Annotated in this window: 11 protein-coding genes; 9 read left to right on the plus strand and 2 right to left on the minus strand. The window is 67.0% G+C overall.

Going from position 1 to position 14,615, the window contains the following annotated elements:
* Positions 1–141: 141 nt before the first annotated feature.
* Together ACZ9AQ_RS03630 and ACZ9AQ_RS03635 are read left to right on the plus strand one after the other, a co-directional pair.
* Positions 142–951: an ankyrin repeat domain-containing protein gene (locus ACZ9AQ_RS03630; protein ID WP_429202776.1), complete on the plus strand. Its 810-nt coding sequence runs from the start codon at positions 142–144 to the stop codon at positions 949–951.
* 71 nt (positions 952–1,022) lie between these two features.
* Positions 1,023–1,559, plus strand: a complete 537-nt coding sequence (locus tag ACZ9AQ_RS03635; protein ID WP_429202775.1) for a hypothetical protein — start codon at positions 1,023–1,025, stop codon at positions 1,557–1,559.
* A 54-nt stretch (positions 1,560–1,613) separates the two neighbouring features.
* Here ACZ9AQ_RS03635 and ACZ9AQ_RS03640 read toward each other — a convergent pair whose 3' ends face one another.
* The gene (locus ACZ9AQ_RS03640) at positions 1,614–4,376 is read right to left on the minus strand and encodes a TonB-dependent receptor (RefSeq protein ID WP_429202773.1); all 2,763 of its coding nucleotides are present in this window, start codon (positions 4,374–4,376) and stop codon (positions 1,614–1,616) included.
* Between the two features lie 364 nt (positions 4,377–4,740).
* Here ACZ9AQ_RS03640 and ACZ9AQ_RS03645 point away from each other — a divergent pair, with 364 nt between their 5' ends.
* Together ACZ9AQ_RS03645 and ACZ9AQ_RS03650 are read left to right on the plus strand one after the other, a co-directional pair.
* Complete coding sequence (locus ACZ9AQ_RS03645) at positions 4,741–5,220, plus strand: nuclear transport factor 2 family protein (RefSeq protein WP_429202771.1); 480 nt, start codon at positions 4,741–4,743, stop codon at positions 5,218–5,220.
* A 113-nt stretch (positions 5,221–5,333) separates the two neighbouring features.
* Positions 5,334–6,668 (plus strand): MFS transporter, encoded by a 1,335-nt coding sequence (locus ACZ9AQ_RS03650; RefSeq protein ID WP_429202770.1) that lies wholly within the window; start codon positions 5,334–5,336, stop codon positions 6,666–6,668.
* 61 nt (positions 6,669–6,729) lie between these two features.
* Here ACZ9AQ_RS03650 and ACZ9AQ_RS03655 read toward each other — a convergent pair whose 3' ends face one another.
* Entirely contained in the window at positions 6,730–7,881 is a 1,152-nt protein-coding gene (locus tag ACZ9AQ_RS03655) for a sugar diacid recognition domain-containing protein (protein ID WP_429202768.1), read from the minus strand.
* Between the two features lie 212 nt (positions 7,882–8,093).
* Here ACZ9AQ_RS03655 and ACZ9AQ_RS03660 point away from each other — a divergent pair, with 212 nt between their 5' ends.
* The 5 genes from ACZ9AQ_RS03660 to ACZ9AQ_RS03680 all read left to right on the plus strand — a co-directional run bounded on the left by ACZ9AQ_RS03660 (position 8,094) and on the right by ACZ9AQ_RS03680 (position 14,603).
* Positions 8,094–9,428: an MFS transporter gene (locus ACZ9AQ_RS03660; RefSeq protein WP_429202766.1), complete on the plus strand. Its 1,335-nt coding sequence runs from the start codon at positions 8,094–8,096 to the stop codon at positions 9,426–9,428.
* 10 nt (positions 9,429–9,438) lie between these two features.
* Positions 9,439–10,584 carry a glycerate kinase gene (locus tag ACZ9AQ_RS03665; protein WP_429202764.1) on the plus strand — a complete coding sequence of 382 codons (1,146 nt, stop codon included), beginning with the start codon at positions 9,439–9,441 and terminating at the stop codon, positions 10,582–10,584.
* 158 nt (positions 10,585–10,742) lie between these two features.
* Positions 10,743–11,333, plus strand: a complete 591-nt coding sequence (locus ACZ9AQ_RS03670) for a nitroreductase family protein (RefSeq protein WP_429202762.1) — start codon at positions 10,743–10,745, stop codon at positions 11,331–11,333.
* Between the two features lie 239 nt (positions 11,334–11,572).
* Positions 11,573–13,774: an NADP-dependent malic enzyme gene (locus tag ACZ9AQ_RS03675; RefSeq protein ID WP_429202760.1), complete on the plus strand. Its 2,202-nt coding sequence runs from the start codon at positions 11,573–11,575 to the stop codon at positions 13,772–13,774.
* 61 nt (positions 13,775–13,835) lie between these two features.
* Positions 13,836–14,603 (plus strand): sulfite exporter TauE/SafE family protein, encoded by a 768-nt coding sequence (locus tag ACZ9AQ_RS03680; protein ID WP_429202758.1) that lies wholly within the window; start codon positions 13,836–13,838, stop codon positions 14,601–14,603.
* Positions 14,604–14,615 lie beyond the last annotated feature (12 nt).

Below are 14,615 nucleotides of genomic sequence, written 5' to 3' on the forward strand. Positions count from 1 at the left end.
AACCATTCTGCTAGAATGATACGCGGACATTCGGTCGATCGATACGCCTTGGGCACGATTTGACGTCTCATCGCTTGCCACGACCGTGGGGTAGCCATCGTGATGCATCACGAGGGTTCGTGTACATTCTCCAGGAAGTTCATGATGTTTCATATCAACCTTGGCCAATGCAGCGCTTGCGAAACGAATGGCGCGGTGTTGGAAGCCTGTCGCGTTTGCAGCGGGTGCCTTACCAATTTGGACCGCTTGTGCGAGGCCTGTGCGGATCAGTCCTGTCCTGGGTGTGGCGGCAAGCTCGGACGTCGCAATGACGTGTTTCCCTACTCGCTGTTCAGCGCAATCGAGCGCGGTGACCTGGATGCGGTGGACTACCTCCATCACGCACATGGGCAGGACATCAATGCACAGCGAGACCGTTCGGGCAGGTCCCCGCTGTCATTTGCAGCGAGCAGTTCATCGGTTCCGGGCAAGCGCCGGCTGGAGCTGGTCAGATGCTTGCTTGATCTCGGTGCGATGCCCACGCAAGGGGATCTCGGTGGCCGCACTCCGTTGATACATGCCGCGATGAACCGCACGTTGACGCAGTCCTTGTCTGAAATTCTTGCGGAGGCGGTTAACTGCCAAGACAGCGCGGGCAAGACCGCGCTCATGTATGCGGCCAAAGGACACAATGCTGTCAATACCAAAGCTGGTAACCGCAGCGTTGCGCGATTCTTGCTGGAGAGCGGCGCGGATACCCTGGTCCAATGCCACCGCGGACGGACGGCGCTAGGCTACGCCATACACGCGAATGGCAGTGGCACGAACGAGGAGATGGTGCATTACTTGAAACAGGCGATGCTGCGTCAGGCAGCCGAGCGCATCTTCCGGAGCGAGTACAAGGCGACCTTCGATGCCGATGGTGGCGTTGTGGTTAAGAATAAGAGCGGCGCGGTCGTGCCGCTGGCCTGATTCGTTGCAGGGAATATGCGGTAGCGGCACAGGCATCGGGTGAATGCGATCCATCCCCAGTCAAGCAAAAAATGAGCTACACCATCCAAGAACATCGACATCGATTTTCTGCCTGGGCCGCAGGAAGGGCTGCGAACGTCATTGGTTGCAGATTCTCGGTCGAGCAAGGAAAAGCGATTCTGGAAGAAGCGGGCATGCATGCATTGTTGGCTGGCCCTACAAGGTTGCCAGCACCAGATGCGATGGATGCGGCACATCGTCAGTGGCGACATGATGTCCTTGCTTCGGCTGCACTACACAAGCTGAACTTCACCCACGGCGTAGCGGCCAAGCTGATCAATATTTATCTGAAGGCCGGGTTCGTGTGTGGCGGGTACGATACGCATGAACGGGTGCGCGCGCTGCATCCTCCAATCGACAGCATATTGCTGAAAGAACTCGCACGGAGGAATATCGGTGGCGCGCGCCAGGTCTGGGTTGATGCTCAGGCGTGGCGCTGGTCGAAGCTGGATTCTGACCAATACGAAACAATCATTCACAATATCCGCATTGCAATTCCTCACCTTGCATTGTGGGAGATAGAGCGATATTGGCAAGGCCACCAGTGATTTCGCAAGATAGGGTTGGCGCCCGTGGTATGCGGCACCAACCTCCAAGCCAGCTCAATCGAACGCGTAATTCACGCTGGCATAGAACCGCCGCCCGCGCGGATCGGTGTAGCTCGGATCGTAGCCGGACAGGAAGAAATAGGCCTGGTTCGAATACGGCGGGCTCTCGTCGAACAGGTTCTGCACGCCGGCGCGCAGCTTCAGGCGCGGCGTCGCCTGATATGCCGCCGACAGATCCCACAGCGAGTACGACTTGACCTTGTTGGCCGCCACCACCGAACCGTCGTCGATATTGATCGCCGTGTTCTGGTCGTCGTAGCCGCTCGACCAGGCGTTCTGCAGGCTGGCCGAGACGGGGCCGCGCTCCCAGTCGAAGCTGACCGTATGGCGCCAGCGCTGCACCACGCCATCGGTCACGAACTTGTTCAGGTTGCTCACAAAAAGGTCGCCCGGCGCGTTCTGGATTTCGGACGACAACACATACGTGCCGTTCAGGCGTCCACCGAGGCGCCCCAACGGCGTGTCGACGCCGCGCACCGTGACCGCCAGGTCCAGGCCCTTGGCCACCTGGGCGCCGCGGTTTTCCTTGCGCAGCTCGATGTAGTCGATCACGTCGTCCTCATCGCGGTGCACCAGGTCGCCATACCTGGCCAGGTTGCCCAGGATGATGTCGTCGCCGATCTCGCTGATCAAGTCGGTGCGCTTGATGTTCCAGTAGTCGAGCGAGGCGCTCACGTTGCGCCCGGCCGCGACCACGGCGCCGACCGAGAACTGGCGGCTGCGCTCGGGTTTCAGGTCGGCATTGCTGTAGCGGCGCGTATCCCAGTTGTCGGCGCAGTCGGCGTAGTTGTTCTCGACGGTGGCGCAATACACCGGATCGGGCAGGGTCGCGGTGCTGCTGTAGACGGTGGGGCGGAACAGCTCCGTCATCGTCGGCGCGCGGAAACCCCGGCCGCCCGATGCGCGCAGCAGCACGGCGTCGGTCGGGCGGTAGGAGAGGCCGATCTTGGGGCTGGCCGCGCCGCCGACTTCTTCGTAATGATCGTAGCGCGCCGACAGCTGCGCCTCCCACCGCTGCGCGAATGGCACCAGCAGTTCGCCATACAGGCCGGCGACGTCGCGCTTGTCGCTGGTGGCGCGGCCGCCTTCCGGCGCGGCATCGTTGTTGATGTTGTCGGAGAGGAGCAGGGCGGAAGGCGTGAAGGCGTTCTTTTCGCGCCGCACTTCGCCGCCGATGGCGACGGCCAGCTCGCCGCCGGCCAGCGGCATGAGCGCGCGCGCGAACTTGAAGTCGACCGCGTCGAGCGTGCCGCGCGCGCGGCGCACGACGTCGTCGACCTGGATGCTGTCGATGAGGGCGCGGCCCTCGGGGCTGGATGGGCCGAAGGGATTGATGCGGCCGTCCATGATGCCTTCCATCAGTTCGTTGTACAGCACGTAGCCGTTGGTGTCGCGGTCCTTGACCGTGTTGACGCTGTGGTTGAGCGCGGCGTCGTAGTCCCAGCCGCCCACGGCGCCGCTGACGCCGACCACGAAGCGCATGCCTTCGCTGGTCAGTTCGCTGGTGCGCTGGCCGGCTTCGGACAGGCGCATGCGCAGTTCCAGTTCGCCCGGATAGTCGTCGTCGAGTTCATGGAGGCCCGTGCCGGCCAGCTGCGGCACCAGGCGGTAGTCGATATAGCCGGTCACGCGCGCCGACGAGCCGGTGTACCACGACTTGGCGCGGCTGAGCGCGACCTCGGCATAGGCTTGGTGGCCGCCGCCGAGCTTGAGCACGCCGCGGCTTAGCAGGCTCGCTTTTTCGGTCCTGGGATAGAGCTCGGTGTCGCCCATGTAGTTATAGGTGCAGGCGTCCACGCCGCCAGTGCCGTCGGGCAGGTAGACATTGGCCGGCGGTGCGCAATCGGGCGCCGCCAGGTTGATCAGGCGGTTGGTGAGCGGGCGCCCGTTGATGGTGAAGCCGCGTTCCTGCAGGTGGTCGCGCTGGTTCGAGGTCAGGCGGATGTTGGCCGGGCCGGTGTAGCCCGACAGCAGATGGCCCAGGCGCTCCTCGACCCGCAGGCCCGGGATGAAGCTGCGCTGCGAGGTATTGAGCGCGTTGGTGCGCTGGAAGTCGGCCACCGCGAACACGTTGTAGCCGTCGCGCTCCAGGTCACCCTTGCCGGCGCTGATGCTGGCGGTGCGCTTGCCGGCGCCGCCCTCGTCGGTGGTGCTGCCGTAGGCGTTCAGTTCCAGGCCCTGGAAATCCTTGCGGGTGATGAAGTTGATGACGCCGCCGATCGCATCGGTGCCGTACAGCGCCGAGGCGCCATCGAGCAGCACCTCGACCCGTTCCAGCGCGGCGGCCGGGATGTTGTTCAGGTCGACGCCGCTGTCGTCGCCGGGCGAGGCGAAGTTGGCCATGCGCCGGCCATTGAGCAGGACCAGGGTCGACGAGGTGCCGATGCCGCGCAGGTTGGCGCTGTTGAAGCCCCGCTGGTCGCCGCCGACGTTGATGCTGGCGCCGTCGGTCAGGCCGTTGACGTTGCTCGATACCCGGGCCATCAGCTCGGAGGCGGTGGTCACGCCGGCCTTCTCGATCTCGGCGCGCGAGACGATCTGCACCGGCAGCGCGGTCTCGGACTGCACCCGGCGGATGGCGGAGCCGGTGACTTCGACCTTCGGCATCTCGGCCGGCGCCGCCGCCGGCGCGATGTCGCTCGCCTGCGCCGGCGTTTGCTGCGCCAGCGCGCTGCCCGATACCCCCGCCGCCATCCAGGCGCCCGCCAGCAGGGCGCCGCGCACGGCGCGCGCAGCCGCCTTCAACTTCATATTCATCAATTATCCTTGTAAAACTTCGTCAATATCGACGAGTGTAATCGCGCGGCGAGCCGTCAAGACGACTATCGTTGCGGGAAACGAAGGATGTTGCGAATCTGATACGTGGGGGCGATCCGGCCCGGCATTCGGTTTGGAGAAATCATGCATTACGGGTTGCAGCGGTTCCATGCGTTCGCATCATTCGGCCACGGCCCCGCGGTCCAGAAACGCGATGATCGAGGCCGGCGTGCTCGTGCCCGACGAAGGCGGGCGTGATTGAACGCGGCAACTGCTATGCTGGCATGGCGTCGGCCGGGCCGGGAGCCGCTGCCGGAGCTCGACCCGTGAGCCGCCTTTTCCACCACTAACCATGAGGTCCACCATGACAACGTCCAACGAAGTGCGCCCGCCGCTGCCGCCGTTTACGCGCGAATCGGCGATCGAGAAGGTCCGCCTGGCCGAAGACGGCTGGAACACGCGCGACGCCGCCAGGGTAGCGCTGGCCTACAGCCTCGATACGCGCTGGCGCAACCGCGCCGAATTCGTCAACAACCGCGACGAAGCGCGCGCCTTCCTCGAGCGCAAATGGAAAAAGGAGCTCGAGTACCGCCTGATCAAGGAGCTGTGGGCCTTCGCCGACAATCGCATCGCGGTGCGCTACGCCTACGAGAGCCGCGACGATTCCGGTAACTGGTACCGCTCGTATGGCAACGAGAACTGGGAATTCGGCCCGGACGGCCTGATGGTCAACCGCTACGCCAGCATCAACGACATGCCGATCAGGGAAGAAGAGCGCAAGTTCCGCTGGCCGCTGGGACGCCGGCCCGACGACCATCCGGGGCTGTCCGACCTGGGGCTGTGAGCGTCGGGTTGCCCGCCGCGCGACCGCTCGCGCGCGCGCCGGGCAAGCGGGCTTCCTGCCGTCTCCGGTTCAGACGATAATGTCGGGGTTCATCTAGCAAACTTGGAGACAGCATGCTCGACACCGCAGGCCGGCCCGGCGCGTTCGCGGCGGGGACCGGCCCGGCCACGTTGGAAGGGGCGTACCGCAAGGCCACCTGGCGCCTGATCCCCTTCATCTTCGTCTGCTACCTGTTCAACTACCTGGACCGCGTCAACGTCGGCTTCGCCAAGCTCGAGATGCTCGACGCGCTGCAGTTCAGCGAGACCATCTATGGCCTGGGCGCCGGCATCTTCTTCATCGGCTACGTCAGCTTCGGGGTGCCGGGCAACCTGATCCTGCACCGGCTGGGTGCGCGGCGCTGGATCGCCATCATGATGATGGCCTGGGGCTCGCTGTCGGCCTGCATGCTGTTCGTGACCACACCGCTGGAGTTCTACCTGCTGCGCTTCTTCACCGGCGTGGCCGAAGCCGGCTTCTTCCCCGGCATGGTCCTGTACTTCACCAAGTGGTTCCCGTCGCACAAGCGCGGCCAGGTGATGGCCTTGTTCATGTCGGCGATCCCCGTGTCGGGCCTGATCGGCGGCCCGCTCTCGGGCTGGATGCTGGGCCACTTCGCCGACGGCCAGGGCGGCATGGCTGCCTGGCAGTGGCTGTTCCTGCTGCAGGGCCTGCCCACCGTGTTCCTGGGGCTGGTGGCGCTGTTCTACCTGAACGACGGGGTTACGCAGGCCGGCTGGCTCGGCGCCCATGAAAAGGCCGCCTTGCAAGAGGAGCTTGCGCGCGACGAGCGCGAACGTCCGCCCGGCGCGGCCACCGTGCATTCGCTGCGCGCGCTGCTGCTCGACCGCCACGTGTGGATGCTCGGCTTTATCTATTTCAGCATCAAGATGGGGGCGTATGCGATCAACTTCTGGCTGCCGTCGATCATCCAGGAGCTCGGCTTCGAGGACGTCGGCACGATCGGCTGGCTGAGCGCCATTCCCTACCTGTTCGCCTGCGTGTTCATGGTGCTGGTGGGGCGCTCGGCCGACCGCCTGCGCGAGCGCCGCTGGCACCTGTCGGCGCCGCTCCTGATGGCGCTGGCGGGGCTGGCGATGGCCGCGTATTTCTCGGACAACGCCATCGTCGCCATGATCGGCCTGTGCCTGGCCACGATGGGCGCGCTCGCCGGCCTGCCGATGTTCTGGCCGCTGCCGGCCGCCTTCCTGAGCAGCGCGGCGGCGGCCGGCGGCCTGGCCCTGATCAACTCGATGGGACAGGTGGCGGGGTTCGCCAGCCCCTTCCTGGTCGGCTGGATCAAGGACCTCACCGGGAGCACCGACGTCGCGCTGTACATCCTGTCGAGCGTGATGCTGGTCGGGGCCTTGCTGGTGCTGACCGTGCCGGCGCGGCTGGTGAATCGGTGAGCACTGCGCGGTAAGCACTGCGCGGTGAGCACTGCGCGCTGAGCGCAACAAAACCGGGCGCTCAGGCGGGGCTGAGCAGCGCCGACACGTACAGCAGCAGCTTGTCTTCGCTGCGCCCCAGGTCCAGGCCCGTCAATTCGCCGATGCGGCGCAGGCGGTAGTCGAGCGTGTTGCGGTGGATGCCGAGCGTGGCCGCGGTGGCGGCCGAGTTTTCGTCCTGGGCGAACCAGGCGTCGAGCGTGGCGCGCAGCATGGCGCGGCTCTTGTCGCCCGCCAGGCGCGCGATCGGCATGCGCAGCTGGTGCGCCTGCCAGCCGCTGTCCAGCCCGGACAGCAGGACCGGCAGGGCCAGGTCGTAATAGCTGAACACCTGCTGGCGCGGCAGGCGCAGGCGCCCCAGCCGGCTGGCGCTGCGCGCGCTCTGGTAAGAGACGGCGGCGCCGTCCAGGCCGGGCAGGGCGATGCCCATCGCCAGCGTGAAAGGCAGCTCGCATTCCTCGCGCACCAGCTGGGCCAGCAGGTCCAGGCGCCGCTGCGGCGTGGTCTCGAAGCCCTTGCGCGCCGGGTCCCAGGAATCGAGCAGCACCATCTCGGACGGGCCGACGGTGGCGGTCAGCGCATCCTCGCGCCGCGCCAGGAGGCGCATCTGCAGGCGCTGGATGTCGTGCAGCGCGGCACCGGCGTCGGCGCCGTCCGGCGGCTGCAGCTCGAGCAGGAATACCAGCTGCATGCGCTCGAGGTCCAGCCCCAGGCGCCGCGCCCAGCCTTCGAGCCCGGGCCGCTGCGCGCTGTCGTTGCGGATCAGGTTCAGCACGAAGGCTTCGCGGTAGCGCGAATTGTTCTGCAATTCGTTCGCCAGCGCCGCCTGTTCCAGGATCATCTCGGCCGTCAGACGCACCAGTTCGCCGAACTGGCGCACGTCGTCCGGCGCGCCGGAGAGGCCCACCGCGCCGCATAGCTGTCCGCCCAGGCTCAGCGGCAGGTTGGTGCCCGGCTGCGCGCCATGCAGCTTGCGCGCGGCCGCCGCGTCGATTTCCACGGTCAGCTTCTTGGCCAGCGCGAGCAGGGCGCCCGCATGCAGTTCGCCGACCCGCTCGCGGTTGCCGCTGGCCAGGATCACGCCGCTGGCGTCCATCACATTGACGTTGAACGGAATGATCCGCATGGTGCGGGTGACGATTTCCTGGGCGAGCCGGGTGTCGAGGATCTGCATGGGTGTGGTCTGGAGGGGGAACGATCCTTGTGATTATGCACAAATCCGCATGCGCCGAGGAAGGATTCTTCGGCGGACGATCGCGCGTATTGTGAATTTGCACGAAAAATGCCGCCCATTCTCCCTTCGGGTTTGTGTGTGTCGCCGACGCCCGATGTCCCATGTTTGGCCGATAATCTTGCAGATCAACCTATTAGAAACTCGGAGACAGCATGAGCACCACCGCAAGCACATCCGGCATCCAGGGCGGCGCCGCCGGCGCGGCCCTGTTGGATGGCGCCTACCGCAAGGCCACCTGGCGTTTGATTCCCTTCATTTTCGTCTGCTACTTTTTCAACTACCTGGACCGGGTCAACGTCGGCTTCGCCAAGCTCGAGATGCTCGACGCGCTGCAGCTCAGCGAAACCGTGTATGGCCTGGGGGCCGGCATCTTCTTCATCGGTTACGTGACCTTCGGGGTGCCGAGCAACCTGATCCTGCACCGGCTGGGCGCGCGGCGCTGGATCGCCGTCATGATGATGGCCTGGGGTTCGCTGTCGGCCTGCATGCTGTTCGTGACCACGCCGATGGAATTCTATGTGCTGCGCTTCTTCACCGGCGTGGCCGAAGCCGGGTTCTTCCCCGGCATGGTCCTGTACTTCACCAAGTGGTTCCCGTCGCACAAGCGCGGCCAGGTGATGGCGCTGTTCATGTCGGCGATCCCCGTGTCGGGCCTGATCGGCGGTCCGCTCTCGGGCTGGATGCTGAGCCACTTCGCGCACGGCCAGGGCGGCATGGACGGCTGGCAGTGGCTGTTCCTGCTGCAGGGCCTGCCGACCGTGTTCCTGGGCGTGGCCGTATGGTTCTACCTGAACGACGGCATCAAGCAGGCCGGCTGGCTGAGCGAGGCCGAGAAAACGGCGATGCAGGACGCGCTCGACCAGGACGAACAGCAGCGCTCGAAAGGCGTGCACGCGGTGCATTCGTTCGGCGCCGTGCTGCGCGACTGGCATGTGTGGATGCTGGGCTTCATCTACTTCAGCATCCAGATGGGCGTCTACGCGATCAACTTCTGGCTGCCCTCGATCATCAAGTCGCTCGGCTTCGAGAACGCGACTACGGTCGGCTGGCTGAGCGCGATTCCCTACCTGTTCGCGGGGGTGTTCATGGTGCTGATCGGCCGCTCGGCCGACCGCCGGCGCGAGCGCCGCTGGCACCTGTCGGCGCCGCTGCTGATGGCGCTGGTGGGCCTGCTCATGGCCGCGAATTTCTCGGACAACGCGGTGATCGTGCTGGTCGGCCTCTCCCTGGCGACGATGGGCGCGCTGACCGGCCTGCCGATGTTCTGGCCCTTGCCGGCGGCTTTCCTGGGCAGCGCGGCGGCGGCCGGCGGCCTGGCCCTGATCAACTCGATGGGCCAGGTGGCAGGCTTCGTCAGCCCGTTCCTGGTGGGCTGGATCAAGGACGCCACCGGCAGCACCGATATCGCGCTGTACATCCTGTCGACCGTCCTGTTCATCGGCGCCATGCTGGTGCTGGTCGTGCCGGCGCGCCTGGTCAATCGCTAAAGGAGACACAATGAACATCGTCATCGCTCCAGATTCGTTCAAGGAAAGCTTGTCGGCGCTGGAAGCGGCCAGCGCCATCGAGGCCGGGTTTCGTGAGGTCTTCCCCGCTGCGACCTACGTCAAAGTGCCGGTGGCCGACGGCGGCGAAGGCACGGTCGAGGCCATGGTCGCCGCCACCGGCGGTCGGCAGGTGGCGTTGCAGGTCACCGGTCCGCTGGGCCGGCCGGTCGCGGCTTTCTATGGCTTGACCGGTGACGAGTCGACCGCCGTGATCGAGATGGCGGCCGCCAGCGGCCTCGAACTGGTGGCGCCCGCCGAGCGCGATCCGCGGGTGGCGACCACCCGCGGCACCGGTGAACTGATCCGCGCCGCGCTCGATGCCGGCGCGCGCCGCTTCATCCTGGGCGTGGGCGGCAGCGCCACCAACGATGGCGGCGCCGGCATGCTGCAGGCGCTCGGCATCCAGCTGCTCGATGCGCACGGCGCGCAGCTGGCGCCGGGCGGCGCCGCGCTTGCCTCGCTCGCGCGCATCGACGTGTCAAAGCTCGATCCGCGCATCGCGGACTGCGTGTTCGAGGTGGCCTGCGACGTCAGCAATCCGCTGGTGGGCCCCACGGGCGCGTCCGCGATCTTCGGGCCGCAGAAGGGCGCCACGCCCGCGATGGTCGAGCAGCTCGACGCCAGCCTGCGCCACTATGCGGACGTGATCGCGCGCGACCTGGGCCAGGACGTGGCCGACGTACCCGGCGCCGGCGCCGGCGGCGGCATCGCCGCGGCGATGCTGGTGTTCCTGAAAGGGCGCCTGCGTCCCGGCAGCGAGATCGTGGCCGACGCGGTCGGCCTGGACGCTGTCGTCCGCGACGCCGACCTGGTGGTCACGGGCGAAGGGCGCATCGACAGCCAGACCGTCAACGGCAAGACGCCGATTGGCGTGGCGCGCGTGGCCGCGCGCCACGGCAAGCCGGTGATCGCCATCGGCGGGTGCCTCGCGAACGACGCCAGCGCGGTGCACGCGCACGGCATCGCGGCGACCTTCAGCACCGTCATGAAGGCGGGGACGGTGGCTGAGGTGCTGGCGGGCGCGCAGTTCAACCTGCAGTGCACGGCGCGCAATATCGCCGCCGCGCTCAAGCTGGGCATGGACTTGCACCGCTGAACCAGTCCTGATGGGTGAGAGTCGGGCCGAGAAGGCCTGGCAAGCGTGCGCTGCGTTGCTCGTCGTTGCGTGGCGCGCCAGCCGTATGCGGCAGGCAGCCATTCGGACGCCGCCGCGCGGCGCCTGCAGGGTGGCGCCGCTCTCGCTATACTGCGCGCATGACTACCCCCCAACCCGACGCCGGCGGCGATTTCCAGGCCCTCCTGGCGGCGCGCCGCAATTTCACGCTGCGGCGCCTGCAGGCGCCCGGACCCGATCCGCAGGCGCTCGCACGCATCATCGAAGCGGCCGCGCACGCGCCCGACCATGGCCTGCTGCGGCCGTGGCGCTTCGTGCTCATCCCGCAAGAGCGGCGCGCCGACCTGGGCGAGGTGTTTGCCGACGCCCTGGCCGAGCGCGATCCCGGCTGCGGCGAAGAAGCGCTGGCCACCGCGCGCGACAAGGCCCGGCGCGCGCCCTGCCTGCTGGTGGCGGTGCTGCGCGACGATCCGGCGGCCAAGGCGATTCCGGTGGCCGAAAAGCTGGTGTCGCTCGGCTGCGCACTGCAGAACCTGCTGCTCGCGGCGGGCAGCGCCGGCTTCGCGACCGGGCTGGCCAGCGGCGCCGCGATGGACGTCCCCGGCATGCGCCGCCTGCTGCGCCTGGCGCCGCACGAGCGCGCCATCTGTTTCATCGGCCTGGGCACGGCCGCGACCGACAAGCCGCCGCGCCCGAGGCCGGATGCGGCCGATTACCTGAGCAGCATCTAGCTCGGCATCCGTTGCCGCATGAAGGTGGGCGGCATGCTTTTCGCACATGTCGAAGCACGCGATGCGGGCTGCGCGCGGTGCCTGCCGGCGTCCATGGGCCTGGGCCTGCACGGCGTGACCCCGGATGTCGAATCCATACGTGACCGCGTCCGCACGCGATGGTGTCGCTTCGGCTAGAATGTTTGCCCATGAATGGAAGGCCACCTTCCATGCCGCGACACCCAAGTTATAGGAAGACCATGAGTACCGATAGTAATCTGAACGAAGCCCAGAACACCCAGTTGCGCATCGACGCGCTCGAATATCACCGCAGCCCGACCCGCGGCAAGATCGAAGTGGTGGCCACCAAGCCGTTGTCGAACCAGCGCGACCTGTCGCTGGCCTACTCGCCGGGCGTGGCCTACGCCTGCGAGGAAATCGCCGCCGACCCGGCGACCGCCTTCGATTACACCTCGCGCGGCAACCTGGTGGCCGTGATCACGAACGGCACCGCGGTGCTGGGCCTGGGTAACATCGGCCCGCTGGCGTCGAAGCCGGTCATGGAAGGCAAGGGCTGCCTGTTCAAGAAGTTCGCCGGCGTCGACGTGTTCGACCTGGAGCTGGACGAAATGGATCCGGACAAGCTGGTCGACGCCATCGCTATGCTCGAGCCGACCGTGGGCGGCATCAATCTCGAAGACATCAAGGCGCCGGAATGCTTCTACATCGAGAAGAAGCTGCGCGAGCGCATGAACATCCCGGTCTTCCACGACGACCAGCACGGCACCGCGATCATCTCGACCGCCGCGCTGCTCAACGCGCTGAAGGTGGTCGGCAAGGACATCGGCCAGATCAAGCTGGTCGCCTCCGGCGCCGGCGCGGCGGCCATCGCCTGCCTGGACATGATGGTGCTGCTGGGCGTGAAGCAGTCGAACATCTACGTCACCGACTCGAAGGGCGTGATCTGGCAGGGCCGCGAAGCGAACATGGAAGCCAACAAGGCGCGCTATGCGCAGGCGACCGATGCGCGCGTTCTTGCCGACATCGTCAAGGACGCCGACGTGTTCCTGGGCTGCTCGACCGCCGGCGTGCTCAGCGCCGACATGGTCAAGACCATGGCCGACAAGCCGGTGATCCTGGCCCTGGCCAATCCGGAACCCGAGATCCGTCCAGAAGTGGCGAAGGCCGCGCGTCCGGACGTCATCATCGCCACCGGCCGTTCGGACTATCCGAACCAGGTCAACAACGTCCTCTGCTTCCCTTACATCTTCCGCGGCGCCCTCGACTGCGGCGCCACGCGCATCACCGACGAGATGAAGCTGGCCTGCGTGACCGCGATCGCCGAGCTGGCCGAGGCCGAGGCGAGCGACGTGGTGGCGCTGGCCTACGAAGGCCAGGACCTGACCTTCGGCCCCGACTACATCATCCCGAAGCCGTTCGATCCGCGCCTGCTGGCGGCGATCGCGCCGCGCGTGGCCGAAGCCGCCGCCGCATCGGGCGTGGCGACCCGTCCGATCGAGGACATGGACGCCTACCGCGACAAGCTGGGCCAGATGATCTATCACACCGGTTTCTTCATGAAGCCGGTGTTCAACAAGGCGCGCGCCAAGGTGCGCAAGGTGGCCTACGCCGAAGCGGGCGAGCCGCGCGTGCTGCGTGCGGTGCAGGCGGTGGTGGACGAGGGCCTCGCCCGGCCGGTGCTGATCGGCGACGAGACCGCGATCGCGCGCGCCGTCAAGCAGGCCGGCCTGCGCCTGCAGGCGGGCGTGGACTACACGGTCATCGCGGCGGAAAGCGACACCACGCTGCAAGGCACGCGCCTGCTCAAGTCGGGCCAGGTTGACGCCCTGATCTGCGGCATGACCGGCAGCTACGACAGCCACCTGGAACACGTCCGGAACGAGATCGGCGTGGCGCCGGGCGCCGAAGTGCTGGCCGCGATGAATGCGCTGGTGCTCGACAAGCTGACCCTGTTCATCACCGACACCTACGTCAACGAGACCCCGAGCGCGCAGGAACTGGCGGCGATCACCCGCCTGGCGGCCGAGACCCTGCAGCACTTCGGCCTGGAGCCGAAGGCGGCGCTGCTGTCGCATTCGTCGCAAGGCTCGTCCGAGCGTCCATCGGCGCGCCGCATGCGCGAGGCGCGCGCGCTGCTGGCCGAACAGGCCCCTGATCTGGCGGTGGTCGGCGAGATCCACGGCGACGCCGCGCTGTCGCAGGAAATCCGCGACATCTACGGGATCGACGCCGGCTATACGGGCAGCGCCAACCTGCTGGTGATGCCGTCGCTGGACGCGGCCAACATCCTGTTCAATGTGCTCAAGGTCGCCAGCGGCAAGGGCGTGACGGTGGGTCCGATCCTCCTGGGCGCGGCCAAGTCGGTGCACATCCTGAGCCCGAGCGCCACCGTGCGCCGGATCGTCAACATGACGGCGCTGGCGGCGGCGCAGGTCGTTTAAGGCGGTAACCTTTCCCATCCGGCGGCCCCTTGCGAGGGGCCGCTGTGTTTTGGCGCCAACCATGATTTCCGTGATCGACCTCGCATTGAACTTCGGCCTGGGCGCCTCGCTCGGCGTCGCCGGCGGCATGCTGGGCATCGGCGGTGGCCTGATCGCCATTCCGGTGCTGGGCCTGCTGTACGGCATGAACCAGCACCTGGCCCAGGGCACGGCGCTGGTGATGATCGCGCCCAACGTGGCGATCGGCTTCTGGCGCTATCACCAGAAGCACCCGGTGGACCTGCGTTCGGTCGGCGTGGCCGGCCTGTTCTCGATCGGGACCGCCTGGCTGGCGGCGCGCTGCGCCGTGGCGATCGACGCCCAGGCGCTGCACTATGCCTTCGCGCTGTTCCTGCTCGCGCTGGCGCTGTACTTCGGCTGGCCGTCGCGGCGCAAGACCGGCGCGCCGCCCGCGCCGGTGAAGGAAGTGCCGCGCCGGCTGATGCCGGCGATCGGTATCGCCAGTGGCGCGGTGTCGGGCTTCTTCACGATCGGCGGCGGCATGGTGGTGGTGCCGGCGCTGGTGAGCCTGTTCAGGATGCCGCAGACGCGCGCCCAGGGCATGGCGCTGGCGCTGGTGGCGCCGGGCGCCTTCGTGGCGCTGGCCACCTATGGCCACGGCGGCGCGGTCGACTGGGAGGTCGGCCTGCCGCTGGCGCTGGGCGGCGTGCTGACCGTGTCGTGGGGCGTGCACCTGGCGCACTCCCTGCCGCCACGCCTGTTGCGGGCGGCGTTCAGCACGGTGCTGCTGGTGGCCGCGGTCACGATGCTGGTGACCGGCGGCGCCTGAGCCGCATGAAAC

Source organism: Massilia sp. UYP34 (assembly GCF_056279385.1).

Coding starts and splice junctions, on each gene's coding strand:
- ACZ9AQ_RS03655 (WP_429202768.1), bottom strand. CDS start 7,881: ATGCAGATCCTCGACACCCGGCTCGCCCAGGAAATCGTCACCCGCACC.
- ACZ9AQ_RS03640 (WP_429202773.1), bottom strand. CDS start 4,376: ATGAATATGAAGTTGAAGGCGGCTGCGCGCGCCGTGCGCGGCGCCCTG.
- ACZ9AQ_RS03670 (WP_429202762.1), top strand. CDS start 10,743: ATGACTACCCCCCAACCCGACGCCGGCGGCGATTTCCAGGCCCTCCTG.
- ACZ9AQ_RS03680 (WP_429202758.1), top strand. CDS start 13,836: ATGATTTCCGTGATCGACCTCGCATTGAACTTCGGCCTGGGCGCCTCG.
- ACZ9AQ_RS03650 (WP_429202770.1), top strand. CDS start 5,334: ATGCTCGACACCGCAGGCCGGCCCGGCGCGTTCGCGGCGGGGACCGGC.
- ACZ9AQ_RS03660 (WP_429202766.1), top strand. CDS start 8,094: ATGAGCACCACCGCAAGCACATCCGGCATCCAGGGCGGCGCCGCCGGC.
- ACZ9AQ_RS03665 (WP_429202764.1), top strand. CDS start 9,439: ATGAACATCGTCATCGCTCCAGATTCGTTCAAGGAAAGCTTGTCGGCG.
- ACZ9AQ_RS03675 (WP_429202760.1), top strand. CDS start 11,573: ATGAGTACCGATAGTAATCTGAACGAAGCCCAGAACACCCAGTTGCGC.
- ACZ9AQ_RS03645 (WP_429202771.1), top strand. CDS start 4,741: ATGACAACGTCCAACGAAGTGCGCCCGCCGCTGCCGCCGTTTACGCGC.
- ACZ9AQ_RS03630 (WP_429202776.1), top strand. CDS start 142: ATGATGTTTCATATCAACCTTGGCCAATGCAGCGCTTGCGAAACGAAT.
- ACZ9AQ_RS03635 (WP_429202775.1), top strand. CDS start 1,023: ATGAGCTACACCATCCAAGAACATCGACATCGATTTTCTGCCTGGGCC.